The 14,087-nt window shown below is 53.6% G+C and carries 14 protein-coding genes and 1 other RNA gene; 6 read left to right on the top strand and 9 right to left on the bottom strand.

The features are described 5' to 3' along the window. Window position 1 precedes the first annotated feature (1 nt). Together acrB and EFB11_RS07010 are read right to left on the bottom strand one after the other, a co-directional pair. On the bottom strand, window positions 2-802 hold the full coding sequence (gene acrB / locus EFB11_RS07015) for an acryloyl-CoA reductase electron transfer subunit gamma (RefSeq protein WP_122789547.1): 801 nt from the start codon (window positions 800-802) through the stop codon (window positions 2-4). A 23-nt stretch (window positions 803-825) separates the two neighbouring features. Then, window positions 826-1,968, bottom strand: coding sequence for an acyl-CoA dehydrogenase (locus tag EFB11_RS07010; protein WP_122789546.1), 1,143 nt, complete (start codon window positions 1,966-1,968; stop codon window positions 826-828). Between the two features lie 815 nt (window positions 1,969-2,783). Between EFB11_RS07010 and EFB11_RS07005 the strand changes: the two genes are divergently transcribed. Both EFB11_RS07005 and EFB11_RS07000 read left to right on the top strand, forming a co-directional pair. Further along, a complete protein-coding gene (locus EFB11_RS07005) occupies window positions 2,784-4,055 on the top strand; it encodes an ArsB/NhaD family transporter (RefSeq protein WP_122789545.1) in 1,272 nt (423 codons plus the stop codon). Between the two features lie 22 nt (window positions 4,056-4,077). After that, window positions 4,078-4,539 carry a hypothetical protein gene (locus EFB11_RS07000; RefSeq protein WP_122789544.1) on the top strand — a complete coding sequence of 154 codons (462 nt, stop codon included), beginning with the start codon at window positions 4,078-4,080 and terminating at the stop codon, window positions 4,537-4,539. A gap of 83 nt (window positions 4,540-4,622) precedes the next feature. Here the strand turns inward: EFB11_RS07000 and EFB11_RS06995 are convergent, their stop codons facing one another. The 4 genes from EFB11_RS06995 to EFB11_RS06980 form a co-directional block, all read right to left on the bottom strand. Continuing rightward, the gene (locus tag EFB11_RS06995; RefSeq protein ID WP_243115175.1) at window positions 4,623-5,426 is read right to left on the bottom strand and encodes an IS3 family transposase; all 804 of its coding nucleotides are present in this window, start codon (window positions 5,424-5,426) and stop codon (window positions 4,623-4,625) included. 50 nt (window positions 5,427-5,476) lie between these two features. Then, window positions 5,477-5,791, bottom strand: a complete 315-nt coding sequence (locus EFB11_RS06990) for an imidazolonepropionase (protein WP_122789542.1) — start codon at window positions 5,789-5,791, stop codon at window positions 5,477-5,479. A 98-nt stretch (window positions 5,792-5,889) separates the two neighbouring features. Continuing rightward, on the bottom strand, window positions 5,890-6,594 hold the full coding sequence (locus tag EFB11_RS06985) for a response regulator transcription factor (protein WP_122789541.1): 705 nt from the start codon (window positions 6,592-6,594) through the stop codon (window positions 5,890-5,892). Continuing rightward, complete coding sequence (locus EFB11_RS06980) at window positions 6,581-7,699, bottom strand: sensor histidine kinase (RefSeq protein ID WP_122789540.1); 1,119 nt, start codon at window positions 7,697-7,699, stop codon at window positions 6,581-6,583. Before EFB11_RS06980 ends, EFB11_RS06985 begins: the two co-directional genes overlap by 14 nt. A 171-nt stretch (window positions 7,700-7,870) precedes the next feature. Between EFB11_RS06980 and EFB11_RS06975 the strand changes: the two genes are divergently transcribed. Continuing rightward, window positions 7,871-9,064 (top strand): cation:proton antiporter, encoded by a 1,194-nt coding sequence (locus EFB11_RS06975; protein ID WP_122789539.1) that lies wholly within the window; start codon window positions 7,871-7,873, stop codon window positions 9,062-9,064. A gap of 37 nt (window positions 9,065-9,101) precedes the next feature. On the opposite strand, the gene ppk1 is transcribed toward EFB11_RS06975, so the two are convergent. The 3 genes from ppk1 to EFB11_RS06960 form a co-directional block, all read right to left on the bottom strand. Continuing rightward, window positions 9,102-11,204: a polyphosphate kinase 1 gene (ppk1, locus tag EFB11_RS06970; protein WP_164706649.1), complete on the bottom strand. Its 2,103-nt coding sequence runs from the start codon at window positions 11,202-11,204 to the stop codon at window positions 9,102-9,104. 693 nt (window positions 11,205-11,897) lie between these two features. After that, window positions 11,898-12,095: non-coding RNA, 6S RNA (gene ssrS / locus EFB11_RS06965), on the bottom strand. A gap of 4 nt (window positions 12,096-12,099) precedes the next feature. After that, window positions 12,100-12,381 (bottom strand): DUF1292 domain-containing protein, encoded by a 282-nt coding sequence (locus EFB11_RS06960; protein ID WP_122789537.1) that lies wholly within the window; start codon window positions 12,379-12,381, stop codon window positions 12,100-12,102. Between the two features lie 448 nt (window positions 12,382-12,829). On the opposite strand from EFB11_RS06960, the gene infC reads away from it, so the two are divergent. Genes infC through rplT form a run of 3 tightly spaced genes read left to right on the top strand, consistent with a single transcriptional unit; the run spans window position 12,830 to window position 13,973 of the window. Continuing rightward, window positions 12,830-13,339, top strand: a complete 510-nt coding sequence (infC, locus tag EFB11_RS06955) for a translation initiation factor IF-3 (RefSeq protein ID WP_122789536.1) — start codon at window positions 12,830-12,832, stop codon at window positions 13,337-13,339. Window positions 13,340-13,389: 50 nt separating this feature from the next. Continuing rightward, window positions 13,390-13,587, top strand: coding sequence for a 50S ribosomal protein L35 (gene rpmI / locus EFB11_RS06950; protein WP_122789535.1), 198 nt, complete (start codon window positions 13,390-13,392; stop codon window positions 13,585-13,587). Window positions 13,588-13,619: 32 nt separating this feature from the next. Then, window positions 13,620-13,973, top strand: a complete 354-nt coding sequence (rplT, locus tag EFB11_RS06945) for a 50S ribosomal protein L20 (RefSeq protein WP_122789534.1) — start codon at window positions 13,620-13,622, stop codon at window positions 13,971-13,973. Window positions 13,974-14,087: the final 114 nt, after the last annotated feature.

Below are 14,087 nucleotides of genomic sequence, written 5' to 3'. Positions count from 1 at the left end.
ATTAGATGATGTGCTTCTTCAGCAGTTCAGCAGCCAGCTCTGCGCAGGTGTTCTTGTCCGCGCCTTCCAGCATGCGGCCCTGGCCCTTCTGCGGCGGGGTGAACGACTTGAAGATGTTGGTGGGAGAACCCTTCAGGCCGATGGTGTCCAGCTCGATCAGCGGATCATCCTTCAGGGTGTTGTAGTCATATACGTCGACCGGCTTGTTGTAGCAGTCGAAGATACCGCCAACCGACATGTAACGGGGCTCGTTGAGCTCCTTGATGCAGGTCAGCAGGCACGGAGTCTGGGTCTCGATGGTCATGTAGCCATCTTCCAGCATACGCTTTACCGTTACCTTTGCGCCGTCCTTCTTGATGTCAGCAGCGTAGGAAATCTGCGGAATGTTCAGCTTTTCAGCGATCTGCGAACCTACCTGAGCGGTGTCGCCGTCGATTGCCTGACGGCCGCACAGTACCAGGTCGTCTGCTTCCAGACCGATCTTCTTGATTGCAGCAGCCAGGATCTGGGAGGTTGCAAAGGTGTCCGAACCGCCGAACTCACGTGCCGATACCAGCACGCCACGGTCTGCACCCATTGCCAGCAGCTCACGCAGCATGCCTTCTGCCGGCGGGGGGCCCATGGTTACAACAACAACTTCACAGCCGGTGTTGTCCTTCAGGGTCAGCGCTGCTTCTACGGCGTTCTTGTCGTCCGGGTTGATGATCGTTGCCATCGATGCACGGTTCAGCGTGCCGTCCGGATTTACCGCTACCTTACCGGAGGTGTCCGGTACCTGCTTTACACAAACGATTACTTTCATGATCTATGTACTCCTCCTGTTCCTTACTTGCCCAGAATGTTGCCGGAGATAACGACGCGCTGGATTTCGGAGGTGCCCTCGTAGATCTCGGTGATCTTTGCGTCGCGCATCATGCGTTCTACCGGATAATCCTTGGTGTAGCCGTAGCCGCCGTGTACCTGAACAGCCTTGGTGGTGATCTTCATAGCAGCCTCGGAAGCGAACAGCTTAGCAGTTGCTGCATCCAGGGTGAACTTCTCGCCTGCGGTCTTCTTGCAAGCAGCCTTGTAGGTCAGCAGACGTGCTGCTTCGATGGCAACATGCATGTCAGCGAATACGAACTGGGTGTTCTGGAACTTGGAGATCGGACGGCCGAACTGCTCACGGGTCTTGGCAAAGTTCATCGCCTCTTCCATGGCGCCTTCGCAGATGCCGAGCGCCTGTGCAGCGATACCGATACGGCCACCGTCCAGGGTCATCATGGCAATCTTGAAGCCCTTGCCTTCCTGGCCGAGCAGGTTTTCCTTCGGAACGATGCAGTCTTCGAAAACGATTTCTGCGGTGGGGGAGCCGTGCAGGCCGAGCTTTTCCTCGTGCTTACCAACCGAGAAGCCCGGGAAGGAGCTCTCTACGATGAAGGCCGAGATGCCCTTGGTGCCCTTGGACTTGTCGGTCATTGCAAAAACAACGAATACGTCAGCAACATAGCCGTTGGTGATAAAGATCTTGGAGCCGTTGAGGACATAGTGGTCGCCTTCGAGCACTGCGGTGCAGGTGCCCTTAGCAGCGTCCGAACCTGCGTCCGGCTCGGTCAGAGCAAATGCGCCAACCTTATGGCCTTCGGTCAGCATGCGCAGGTACTTTTCCTTCTGTGCCTGGGTGCCGTGCTGGATGATCGGGCCGCAGCACAGGCCGTTATGGGTGGCTACGATGTCGCCGGTGGAAGCGCACTGCTTGGACAGCTCTTCGATTGCGATCGAGCCGCACAGGTCGTCTGCGCCAGCGCCGCCGAATTCCTTGGGAACGATCATGCCCATTACACCGAGATCAAACAGCTTCTCGATATTTTCACGGGGATACTCGCAGGTTCGATCGGTCTCTGCTGCGATGGGCTTGACTTCATTTTCGGTGAATTCGCGCACCATCTTCTGGACCATTTCCTGCTCACGGGTCAGATGGAAATCCATGTTCAAGTCTCCTTTTGTCTGAATGAGTTGTGTGTGTATTTGCCGATGCCGGAAGACCGGCTTCTTGCCAAAGGAAAACAGCGGGCCGCGGGGAGCGGCCTGTCCCAGTTACACAAAAAAGCCCGCAGACGATCGCCGGGGCCGCAGCGCCTCCACCATATGGACATCCAAAATGGCAATTGCAGTAAGAGTTGGTGCACTTATGTGTTTTTGTCGTTTGGATGCGTCATGGTTTGGTGTTGTTGGAAGCATGTTTTGTGCACTTTTCTGTTAATTTTGGTGTTTTCGTACTTCAATATACCACACAAGTGCCCATTCGTCAATCATCAAAATCGCCGTATTTTGGGCATGAATTTCGGGAAAGCAATTATTTACGCAGCTAAAACAAAAAAATCACCGAAAATTACCCAAAAACACAATGCAGATGCGCGAAAGTGTGACAGAAAATTTATCCGATTAGACGCGCAAACGGCAGAAATCCGGGGAGGAATGCCGGTTTGACCGGAAAAACCGGTCGAAATGACCAACAGATGATTTGATAAAGCGACCAAAAGATGACCTGACAGGAATGCCAGCGGCGTGAAATAAAATGTGCAAAAGATACCCAGGAAAATGGAGCAAAAGTTTGTCAGGTTTTGCAGGCGCCACGCTTGCATTTGGGAAATTTCGTGCCAAGGCAACAAAGTTTTCTGTCAAAGCGGTGGATTTCATGGAGGAATGCACATTGCAAAAAAAGAATGGCGGCAGTATAATGAACTATAAAAATTCAGAGGCACCTCGTGGGAATTCCCAAAGTGCCAGGAAAGGGGAAAACTATGAATACCATGCAAATCCTTTCGATCGTGGTTTTTCTGGCGGTCATGGTGGCCATTGTGTCTGAAAAGATCCACCGTACCGTCGCAGCGGTCGCCGGCGGCGTGGTGCTGGTCTTTGTGCACATCCTGTCGGTGGATGAAGCGGTCAGTTACATCGACTTCAATACCATCGGCGTGCTCATTGGGATGATGCTGTTTGTTGCCGTAGTGCGCAATTCCGGCCTGTTCGAGTATGTTGCGATCAAGTCGGCCAAGATCGCAAAGGGCAATCCGTGGAAGATCATGCTGTTCTTTACCATCATCACCACTGTGCTGTCCGCGTTCCTGGACAACGTGACCACCGTTTTGCTGGTCGGCCCAATGACGATCGCCATTACGGGCGTCCTGGAACTCAATCCGGTACCGTTCCTGCTGACGCAGATTTTGGCGTCCAACATCGGCGGTACGGCGACGCTGATCGGTGACCCGCCGAACATCATGATCGGTTCGCAGGCAGATCTGAGTTTCGTCGACTTTGCTGTCAACACCGGTCCGGCGGTTGTCATCATCATGGTTGCCGTATGCATATGCTTTTACGCCCTGTATGGTCGCAAGATGCAGGTGGCCCAGGAGAAGATGGCCGGCGTCATGGAACTGGACGAAAATAAGTCCATCAAGGACCATAGCCTGCTCGTCAAGAGCCTGGTTATGATCGTACTGGTTGTTTTGGGCTTTGTGTTCCACAGTTCGCTGGGCGTGGACTCTTGCTTGATCGCCCTGGCGAGTGCTACAATAATGTTGATAATCGGCAAACAGGACACCGAAGAAATCGTACTGGGCGTGGAATGGTCTACCATCCTGTTCTTCACCGGCCTGTTCGTTGTCGTCGGCGGCATGGTGCAGACCGGCGTTATCACCGCGCTGGGCAACGGCCTGGTGGCTGTGACCGGCGGCAATGAGATGCTGCTGATGATCCTCATCCTGTGGGGTTCGGCTCTGTTCTCGTCCGTACTGGACAATATCCCGTTCGTCGCGACCATGATCCCGCTGATTTTGTCCATGCAGGGCGACGGTATGGATGTTACAGCACTGTGGTGGGCCCTGTCGCTGGGCGCCTGCCTGGGCGGTAACGGTACGCTCATCGGTGCGTCGGCCAATGTGGTGCTGTCGGGCATTTCGGCCAAGCATGGTCACCCGATCACCTTTGCAAGATACCTGCGGGTCGGCTTCCCGCTGATGATCCTGTCGGTCGCAATCTCCACCGTGTATCTGTTGGTTCGGTTCCATGGCTAAGGGGTAGAAAGAAGGGTTTTCGATGATTACAAGCAATTTTTATGGCGATTTGATCAATGCGAGCCTGCGTCAGATCGGCGCCTCGTCCATCAAGGAGATCCGCAACGGCATCCTTTACATCATCACATTTGAACTGACCGAAGAAGTCAATGTGGTCTATGTTTTGGATGTAACCAAGCGGGATAAATATTTCCTTCAGCGTGTGGTGCCCTATCCGATGTCGCATGGCCGCTTCTCCAGCCCGGAAGACGTCGTCCGCTTTATCAAGAACGATATCCGGAAATTTACACACGCCAAAAATTCGCAAAACTTCCCGAAGTTCCTGCGTACCGCCGACGAAATGTCGCGGTTTACCCACGCAGCCGAACTGCTTTTCTTGGAGCGCAACGTGTCCAAGGAAGATTTGGAGCGCCTGTCCGCCTGCATGGCCCAGGCGATGGATTTGCTCAAGGACATCCGCGAGCATTCTCCCAAGATCGACTAATAAAAAATCCCTTATGGCATTTATGGACTGCCCCAGATTGTGCGGACAGTACAAAAAAGAGCCCTGGTAGGAAAGATTGAGTTTTAAGCGGAGAGGCGTCGCGTAAGCGGCGCTTCTCCAGTCTTTAGCTGGATGCGCTCATGGTTGTAAAAGTAGATGTAGCGGTCAATCATTTCATTGGCTTGCGAGAAGGTAGCCGGTTTGTGGCGGTAGATGCACTCTGTTTTGAGGATAGAGAAGAAATTTTCCGCCATAGCGTTGTCATAAGGATTTCCACGTCTTGACATAGACGGCGTAATGCCGTATGTTTGAGTTAGCTCAAAATATGCTTGTGAGGCGTACTGAGCACCCTGGTCGCTGTGGAGCTGCAACTCCGCAGCGACCCTCTTTTTCTCTTGCTTCATTGCCAGACGAATGGTGTCCAGAACCAGATTCACCGTTTGTTCCGTTCCGGTTTTGTAAGCCACAATACTGTTGTCATAGAGATCCCGGATCATGGACAGGTACAGTACGCCCTGCCTGGTGTGGATGTAGGAGATGTCCGTTACCCATTTGCTGTTGGGCTTGTCGGCCTGAAACTGCCTGCTTAGCAGATTCTCGTACTTGTGGAGCTGCTGCCCCATCTGCTGCCATTTCCTGCGTCGGCGGATTTCTGAGAGCAGATCATATTTCTTCATAATTCGCAGCACTGTTTTTGGATTACAGAAAATATTCTGGTTCTTCAGCCATAGACACATCCGTCGGTAGCCGTAGGTGCGGAAGCTGCGTTCCCGCTGTTGTCCAATTAGCTCTGCAAGAGCTGCGTCCTTCTCCGGCTTACCAAGGCGATGGACGAAGGCATAGTATCCGCTTCTGGATACTCCAAAGAATTTGCACATAACTGCCACGGGATACTCTGCTCTGTGACGATATATAATGTGATATTTTACCTTTGCCCTCACTTCCTTCCTATGCAGTGCAGAAAATCCCGCAGCAGTTTATTCTCCATACGAAGTCGCTGGATCTCATGTGCCTGCTCGGTTACAATATCTCTTGGTGCGGCATTTGTTCTTGGCCGCCCTTGGGGCCGCGCAAGGATGCCAGCTTCTAACATACGTTCTTTCCTCCGTTCACGCTTAAGTAGACTTTTTATCACCTGCTTATCCTGAAAACCGTAATATTCTGCAACTTCCCGCTGGATTTTCCCCGCTGCCAGCATAGCCTTGATTTCTGGCAACAGCACTTGAATGTGTGTGTATTTTCGTTTCTCCATGACAAAACCCCCTGATGTAGTCTATTTTCCTACATCAGGGGGTTTTTGTCACTGTCCATTTTTACTGGACCGGTTCATTTACGCCATAAGGGATTTTTTTATTCACTGTCTGCCATGCGGTAGCCGACGCCGTTTTCGGTCAGTATGTAGTGCGGTTCGGCCGGATTGGCCTCCAGCTTGCGACGGATGTTGGCCATGTTGACGCGCAGGATCTGATTGTCCTCGCCCTTATACGGACCCCAGATGTCGTGCAGCAGGGTCGTGTAAGTGAGCACCCGGCCGGGCTGACGGGCCAGCCGCTCGACGATCTTGTATTCGTTTTGGGTCAAATGGATCTCCTTGCCTGCAATGGTCACACAGCGGCGCTCGAAATCGATGCGGAAATCCTGGAACTCATAATAGGAAGACACCATCGCCCGTTCGGCGGCCACCTGATTGGCGTGACGGCGTGCCGCGCGGATGCGCGCGAGCAGTTCGCTGGTGCCAAAGGGTTTGGTGATGTAGTCGTCCGCGCCCAGGTCAAAGGCGCGGACCTTTTCTTCCTCTTGGTCGCGGGCCGATACCACTAAAATCGGGGTGCCCGACCATTCGCGCAAACGGCGGATGACTTCAATGCCATCCATGCCCGGCAGTCCGAGATCGAGCAGAATGAGATCGGGACAATGGGAACTGGCCATACTCAGGGCTTGCTGGCCGTTTTCGGCGTTGAGCACCTGATAGCCATTGGCCGTCAACACGGTGGATAAAATACGGGAAATGGTCGCCTCATCTTCGACGACCAGAATCTTTTCACTGTTCGGCATAAGCAGAAACCTCCTCAATGGGTAACGTAAAACTGATGCAGGCGCCGCCGTCGGGCATGTTGCGCGCCGAGATCTCCCCGCCATGGGCCTCGACGATGGTGCAGCAGATGGAAAGGCCGATGCCCAGCCCGCGCGTGGCGTCGCTCGATTCCCGGTCCCGCGCCACAAAGCCTTCAAAGATATTGTCCAGGTCTTCGGGCGGGATACCGCGGCCATGGTCACGCAAGGTGATGCGTACCCGGCCTTCTTCATTTTGTGCGGACAGTTCGACCGCATAATCGCCGCCATGCAGGATGGCGTTATCGATCAGATTGACCAGCACCTGCACGATGAGCATTTCATCCATGGGCACCAGCGCGACCTGATTGGGGATGTGCATTTTGAGCTGGATTTGCGGGTATCGTTTGCGGGCCTTGGCCGCAACTTGAGAAAACACCTCGTCGAGCGGTTCGCAGACCTTGTGCAGCGAAGGGGCGCCGCCCGAGATACGGGTGACCGAAAGCACATTTTCGACCATGCGCAGCAGCCATTCGGCGTCGTCGTGGATGCCGGACAGCAGGTCGCGCCGGCTGGCCGCGTCGATCAGGTCGCCGCTGTCGAGCAGCGCGCCCGATGCGCCCAGGATACCGGTCAGCGGGGTGCGCAGGTCGTGCGAAATGGCGCGCAGCAGATTACCGCGCATCTTTTCTTTTTCGGCTTCAATGAGCATCTTTTGCCGCTCTTCGGTCAGGCGGGTGCGTTCGCGTGCAAATTCCCGCTGTTTTTTGATGCGGCCGCTCAGCGCACTGGTCGCAATGGCCACGGTGAGCATGACCAGAAAGGTGAGGGGATACCCTTTGAGCGTAAAATTAAAATCGGTATATGGATAAGTGAAAAAGTAGTTTACGCAGAGAACGCCGGCCAGTGCGCCCAGGATGCCCCAGAGATATCCGGTGGTATTCAGGGAGATGAGCAGCACCCCTAAAACATACAGTTCCGACGAGTTTCCCATGGTCTGGAAACGGTCGAGCAGGATGGCGTTGATGGCCGTAGCGGTTCCGAGGATGGCGGCCGTTTTGAGTGCGTTGACCGCGATCCGCTGCGGGTTGAGGTGTATGGATTTCATGGATGGGACCTCCTGTCCCCCTTATTATACACGAAAACATTGGGTGCCGTAGGTATTGAGAAATTTTTAACAATATCTTAACAGGAAAGGGGGATAAAATCTGCTATACTAACAAAATACAAGGTGTAAAATTATATACACCGAGAATATCGCGCAAAGAGGTGTTTTCCCATGGAGTCCTATGAGTTCCTGTTGATCATTGCCATCATCCTGCTGGCAACGAAAATACTGGGTTTGTTGTCTGAACGAGTGCATATGCCGCAGGTGGTCGGTGCTTTGGCCGCAGGGATTTTGTTAGGCCCCTCGGTGCTGGGCGTGGTATCGGAAACCGACTTCCTGACCAAGACATCCGAGATCGGTGTCATCCTCTTAATGTTCCTGGCCGGCCTGGATACCGACTTGGGCGAACTGAAAAAGACCGGTCTGGCTTCGTTTGTCATTGCCGTCATCGGTGCGGGCCTGCCGCTCATCGGCGGTACCATCTGCTATGAAGCCTTTTTCCGTGACGTCACCGACCCGATGGACTTCCTGAAAGCGGTCTTTATCGGCGTAGTGCTGACGGCGACTTCGGTATCCATCACCGTAGAAACCCTGCGTGAGATGGGCAAGCTCAAAGGCCGAGTCGGCACCGCTATTTTGGGCGCCGCGGTCATCGACGATATTTTGGGCATCATTGTGCTGACCGTTATCAGCGGCTTTGCAGACCCGACGGTCAATCCCATGCAGGTCTTTGTCCGCATTGGTCTGTTCTTTGTCTTTATCGGCGTGGTAGGCTTCCTGTGCTATAAGGTGTTCAGCAAGATGGATGTCATCTGGTCCCATCACCGGCGCATTGCCATTGCTTCGCTGGCATTCTGCTTTGTGCTGTCCTACATTGCCGAGCAGTTCTTCGGTATTGCCGATATTACGGGCGCGTATTTCGCTGGCCTCATCCTGTGCAATATCATGGAACTGCGTGAATATGTGGCCAAAAAGATCAATATTATGAACTATATGTTCTTTGCCCCCATTTTCTTTGCTTCCATCGGCTTTAAGACCGAACTGAGCGGCATGAATACCGAACTGGCGATTTTTTCGGTGCTCCTGCTGATCATTGCCGTGCTGACCAAGGTGGTCGGGTGCGGACTCGGCGCCCGGTTGTGCGGGTTCAATGGACACGAATCGTTGTCGGTCGGTGTGGGCATGATCTCCCGTGGTGAAGTGGCGCTGATCGTGGCCCAGAAGGGTGCAGCGGTCGGACTCATCAGCACGAGCATGTTCCCGGCCATCGTACTCGTGGTCATTGTCACCACGCTGGTCACTCCAATCCTGCTCAAGATGGTCATGACCCGCGATCCTGTGCCGCCGCAGGGCGCAAAAGCATAAAAAAACAACCCCTGGTTTTTTAAACCAGGGGCTTTTTTTAGGATTCTTCGTCGGCCAGAGCGTGCTGCATCAGCGCAAACTGGCAGTCGACCGGCGGCTCGCCATCGGCGCGTTTGGGCCGTTCGAGTTCGCCGTGTTTGTCATGGATACGGGCCTTGACATTGTCGCGCAGGCACAGATCCAGAATTTCATGCAGACGATCCACACAAGCCGGGTCGGTCACCGGGCAGGCGACCTCCACACGTTTTTCGGTGTTGCGGGTCATCAGGTCGGCCGAGCCAATGAAAATGCGTTCCTCGTCGCCCACACCAAAGCTGAGGATACGCGAGTGTTCCAGGAACCGGCCCACGATCGACCGGATGCGGATGTTTTCGGTCTTGCCCTTGAGGCCGGGTGTCAGGCAGCAGATGCCGCGCACGATCAGGTCAATCGGCACCCCAGCGCAGGATGCGTCAGCCAGACGGTCGATGACATCGCGGTCGGTCAGGGAGTTGAGCTTCATGACGATTCGGCTGGGCGCACCGGCCTGAGCCTTGCAGATTTCCTCATCAATGAGGGACAGGACCGCAGGCTTGAAGATGTGCGGTGCGACCAGCAGTTTGGCGCTGGTTTCCGGCGCAGCGCCCAAAGCCATGTGGGTGAAGAAATCGGTTGCATCTTCACCGATGACCGGGTTGGCCGTGATGAACGACAGGTCGGTATATAAGGTAGCAGTCTTTTCATTGTAGTTGCCGGTACCGATTTGGGTGATATATTGTACGCCCTGATCGATTGTGCGGGTAATCAGGCACAACTTGGAATGCACCTTGAGATCTTCGATGCCATAGATGACCTTGCAGCCTGATTCTTCCAGACGCTCGGCCCATTCGATGTTGTTTTGTTCGTCGAAGCGGGCGCGCAGTTCGACCAGAACGGTCACATCCTTACCGTTTTCGGCGGCATCGCACAAATAGCCGATGAGTTTGGATTTGCGCGCCACGCGATAAATCGTGATTTTGATGGAAACCGTCTGCGGATCGCTAGCCGCTTCCCGGATGAGATGCAGGAAGGGATTCATGCTCTCATAGGGATAATGCAGCAGCACATCGTGTTCCAGGACTTGCGGCAGGATGGGCGCATCGTTTTCGAGCATGGGGCAGGGCTGCGGGGTCCAGGGTTCGTATTTCAGACCCGGTGCAGGCGGCAACATACCTTCCAGGCCATATACATACTCCATGTTCAGCGGCGCTTCACAGTTATACACTTGGTCGAGATCCAGGCCTAGGCGGACGCACAGCTGATGCAGCACCTGGCTGGGCAGCTTGCCGTGATACTCCAAGCGGACCGGCGCCAGACGGGTACGCTTTTTGAGCAGCTTTTTCATGCGCTGCCGGAAGTCGACATCCATTTCGAAGGCTTCGTCATCCGGGCTGATGTCCGCGTTGCGGGTGACTTTGATGATGGCCTTGGACTGCACCCGGAATCCGGTGAACAGGCTGGATACCTTGCCGATCAGGATGTCCTCGACCAAAATATAACGCAACCCATCGCCAGGCAGGCGCAAAAAGCGCGGCAGGGAAGCCGGAATGGGCAGCAGACCTAACAGGCTGCGGTCTTCAAAGTGCAGGCGCACCAGGATATGCAGTTGTCCGCTGGGCAGATGGGGGAACGGATGATGCTGGTCGACCACCTGCGGCGACAAAATCGGCTTGGCCGAAGTGCGGTACCAACGGTCGACAAAGCGCTTTTCCGCGGCGGTGAGGTCTTTGCGGTGCAGGCGCTCGACCCCCATCGCAGCCAGCGACTCTTCCAAATGGGCATAGACCTTGTCGCGCCGCTTGAGCAGCGGGCCGCATACATCAAAAATATGCTCGAGCTGTTCGGCAGCCGTCCAGCCGCATTTGTTATCCGGCAGGTCTTCCTTGGTCACGGCGGCGATGTCTGTGAGCGAACCGACGCGAATCATAAAGAATTCATCCAAATTGGATGTAAAAATCGAAACGAACTTGAGCCGTTCAAACAGAGGGACCGCTTGGTCCTCGGCTTCTTCCAGCACCCGGCGGTTGAATTGCAGCCAGGAAAGTTCACGGCTCTGGGTATAGCTGGTGTCAAAAGAAAAGGGACGAAGTTTCTTTTTCTTGTTTTCGTGTTTTTTTGTCATGGTACTCCCTCCGATTGGACGCACCCGGGCGACCACCCCCTCGGGCCGAAACCGGGCACGGGGAGAGAAAAGACTCCCCCACATCTGTTCATACATCTTTAGTTTAACAGAATGCTCGCAGAATAGCCAAGGGAAAGACGAAAGTTTTTCTGTAAGTTCAGTAAAATCTTTGTAAAATAAAACCGCAGGCGCGGGAAAGTCCAACGCACTGCGGTCCAAGGTGGCCCTCTATGGTACAAGCAGCCGAATGAAACAAACGGCTGGATATCCCCAGGAAAACAACCCTGTAAAAGGGTTCAAAAAAACCACGCCTCGGCGTGGTCTACGCCGGCAATCCCGAATTCGGATGGCCGCTTACTTTTCGCTTTCCCCAACATTTCCTTCTTCGTTAAAGATCAAATCATCGATATCGGGCGGATCGGGTAACTGCGGCCGAATGTAAATGCGCATATCGTGCACCTCCTTTCTATATTCTATGCTAGAGTGTTCTCGATGGTTCCTGGACAGCGGCCGGGCCGCGTCCGAAAACAACCTCGTTTCTCAACCTCGTTTTTTAGTATAGCACAAATCCAGTGCAAAATGAAGGGATATTTTGTAAATAACTGTGAATTTTTTATAAAGTTTTTGAAAAATGCAAGAAAATAAAAAAACAGCAAAGGAGCGATGCTGCACCTTTGCTGTCTTTGTGCTCATAAGGCCCCCGCCTCTGCCGATGCAACCCCATTGCTAACCTGCACGTGAGAGCAGGTGGGTTTCCTATCCCGGGTTTCTGTGCTTCCAACATCCACTTTTGATTCGCGGGAGGCCTGCGCTCCACCAGGGAAGATTTTCGGAATCCCTTATAAGAGATGTGGGTTGAAAAAGGGTTGCTGTCGAACAGGGCAGGGGGATGAAGTCATTCTTCGTCTTCGTACATATCCTCGACCCGCTCCATGACGATGTCGAAGATCTTATCAGCCTCGTCGTCGTCCTCCACGGTCGCGAGGATCTCCTCGCCGTTTTCTTCCACGACCTTGAGGATAACGACCTCAGCTTCTTCGTCCACAGCCAGCTCGGCCGGGATGAAGGCCATGTAGGTCTGGCCATCGACCTCTACGGTGTCGATGTGCTGGAATTCGACTTCGTTGCCGTCCTCATCGGTCAGCACGACATAATCGTTGCCAAATGCTTCGCTCATAGCTAGATCCTCTCTGTGTGCAGATTGCGGCGGTGGCCGCCGTGATTCCTTACAACCAATAGAATAGTACAAAAAATCGGATTTTTCAACACAAATTTCGATGAAATAACCAATTTGTAATCTTCGAAGGAAATCGGTTCTGTGGTTACAAACGATACACTATTCTATGTGGTTTTGTCAAGCGCCATACCTACAATTTTTACGGATGTTTTTGGTGCAGGAATTTTTCGGTTTTTGCTTGACAAGTGCGCAGGAGCGTGATATAGTATCATCTGTACAAAAAAGCAGGGCAAGTCTGCCCTCACCCGCCGCATGCTGCAAACGGGTTCACAAGGTCCGCGCTTTTTTTATGCGCATTTTTTGTGAACGGGTAGTGCAGCTGCCCGGTTTTTTTATGTCTCAACCATTTTCGTGATTACCGTTTAGGAGGTGCTTTCGCATTAGCAGCATGGAACATCAGATCAATGAAGAAATCCGCGATAAGGAAGTCCGTCTGATTGCCGACAACGGCGACCAGCTCGGCATCGTGTCGAGCAAAGAGGCGCTCGAAATCGCAATCGAGAAGGGCATGGATCTGGTCAAGATCGCCCCGCAGGCGCAGCCGCCGGTCTGCCGCATCATGGACTACGGCAAATACCGCTTTGAACAGGCCAAGCGCGAGAAAGAGGCGCGGAAAAACCAGCGTGTCGTGGAGATCAAGGAGATCCGCCTGACCCCGGGCATCGACGTGGGCGACCTCAATACCAAGGTCAAGAATGCCTGCAAATTCCTCAAGGGCGGCGACAAGGTCAAAGTCTCGGTCCGTTTCCGCGGCCGTGAAGTGACCCATTCTTCGCTCGGTCTGGATCTGCTCCAGCGCTTTGCGGAACTCTGCACGGAGGTCGGTACCGTGGAGAAGGCCCCCAAGCTCGAAGGCCGCCAGATGCACATGTTCCTGGCGCCCAAAAAGGATAAGTAAACTATTTTCCCCCGTTTCTGCGGGCCAAGCAAATGAGAGGAGTCAACAATATGCCTAAGATTAAAACGCACAGCGGCGCCAAGAAAAGATTCAAGGTTTCCAAGACCGGTAAGATCAAGCGTGCACACGTAGGCCGCCGCCACATCCTGACCAAGAAGAACACCAAGCGCCTGCGCCATCTCCGCAAGGAAGGCTACGCGGACAGCACCAATGTAGCACAGGTTAAGCGCCTGATCCCCTACATGTAAACAACGTATCGATCATTTGGAGGTATTTATAGATGGCTAGAGTTAAGGGCGCAATGATGACGCGCAAAAGAAGAAAGAAGATCCTCAAGCGTGCAAAGGGCTACTTTGGCGCTAAGTCCACCCATTTTAGAACTGCCAACCAGGCGGTTATGAAGTCCCTGAAGTATGCTTACATCGGCCGTAAGCACAAGAAGCGCGACTTCCGCCGTCTGTGGATCACCCGTATCTCGGCTGCTTGCAAGATGAACGGCATCAATTACAGCCGCTTCATGAACGGCCTGAAGAAGGCTGGCATCGAGATCAACCGCAAGATGCTCGCTGACCTGGCGGTCAACGATCAGGCTGCTTTCGCTTCTCTGACCGAAAAGGCAAAGGCTGCCCTGTAATTTCTCAAAAACGACAAAATCCCGGGGAGGACCATCATCCTGTCCGGGATTTTCTGTGTTTATTTGGTGAAAATCCCGGAGAGAACATTGTAATCCATGAGATGGGGTGTTATA

This window comes from Intestinibacillus sp. Marseille-P6563 (assembly GCF_900604335.1).
Lineage (GTDB): Bacteria > Bacillota > Clostridia > Oscillospirales > Butyricicoccaceae > Butyricicoccus_B.
This window is presented reverse-complemented; position numbering and strand designations above follow the sequence as displayed.

Bases quoted from the DNA above. Each gene is read 5' to 3' on its own strand.
- acrB (WP_122789547.1), bottom strand. From the start codon at position 802: ATGAAAGTAATCGTTTGTGTAAAGCAGGTACCGGACACCTCCGGTAAG.
- EFB11_RS07010 (WP_122789546.1), bottom strand. From the start codon at position 1,968: ATGGATTTCCATCTGACCCGTGAGCAGGAAATGGTCCAGAAGATGGTG.
- EFB11_RS07005 (WP_122789545.1), top strand. From the start codon at position 2,784: ATGAATACCATGCAAATCCTTTCGATCGTGGTTTTTCTGGCGGTCATG.
- EFB11_RS07000 (WP_122789544.1), top strand. From the start codon at position 4,078: ATGATTACAAGCAATTTTTATGGCGATTTGATCAATGCGAGCCTGCGT.
- EFB11_RS06990 (WP_122789542.1), bottom strand. From the start codon at position 5,791: ATGGAGAAACGAAAATACACACACATTCAAGTGCTGTTGCCAGAAATC.
- EFB11_RS06985 (WP_122789541.1), bottom strand. From the start codon at position 6,594: ATGCCGAACAGTGAAAAGATTCTGGTCGTCGAAGATGAGGCGACCATT.
- EFB11_RS06980 (WP_122789540.1), bottom strand. From the start codon at position 7,699: ATGAAATCCATACACCTCAACCCGCAGCGGATCGCGGTCAACGCACTC.
- EFB11_RS06975 (WP_122789539.1), top strand. From the start codon at position 7,871: ATGGAGTCCTATGAGTTCCTGTTGATCATTGCCATCATCCTGCTGGCA.
- ppk1 (WP_164706649.1), bottom strand. From the start codon at position 11,204: ATGACAAAAAAACACGAAAACAAGAAAAAGAAACTTCGTCCCTTTTCT.
- EFB11_RS06960 (WP_122789537.1), bottom strand. From the start codon at position 12,381: ATGAGCGAAGCATTTGGCAACGATTATGTCGTGCTGACCGATGAGGAC.
- infC (WP_122789536.1), top strand. From the start codon at position 12,830: ATGGAACATCAGATCAATGAAGAAATCCGCGATAAGGAAGTCCGTCTG.
- rpmI (WP_122789535.1), top strand. From the start codon at position 13,390: ATGCCTAAGATTAAAACGCACAGCGGCGCCAAGAAAAGATTCAAGGTT.
- rplT (WP_122789534.1), top strand. From the start codon at position 13,620: ATGGCTAGAGTTAAGGGCGCAATGATGACGCGCAAAAGAAGAAAGAAG.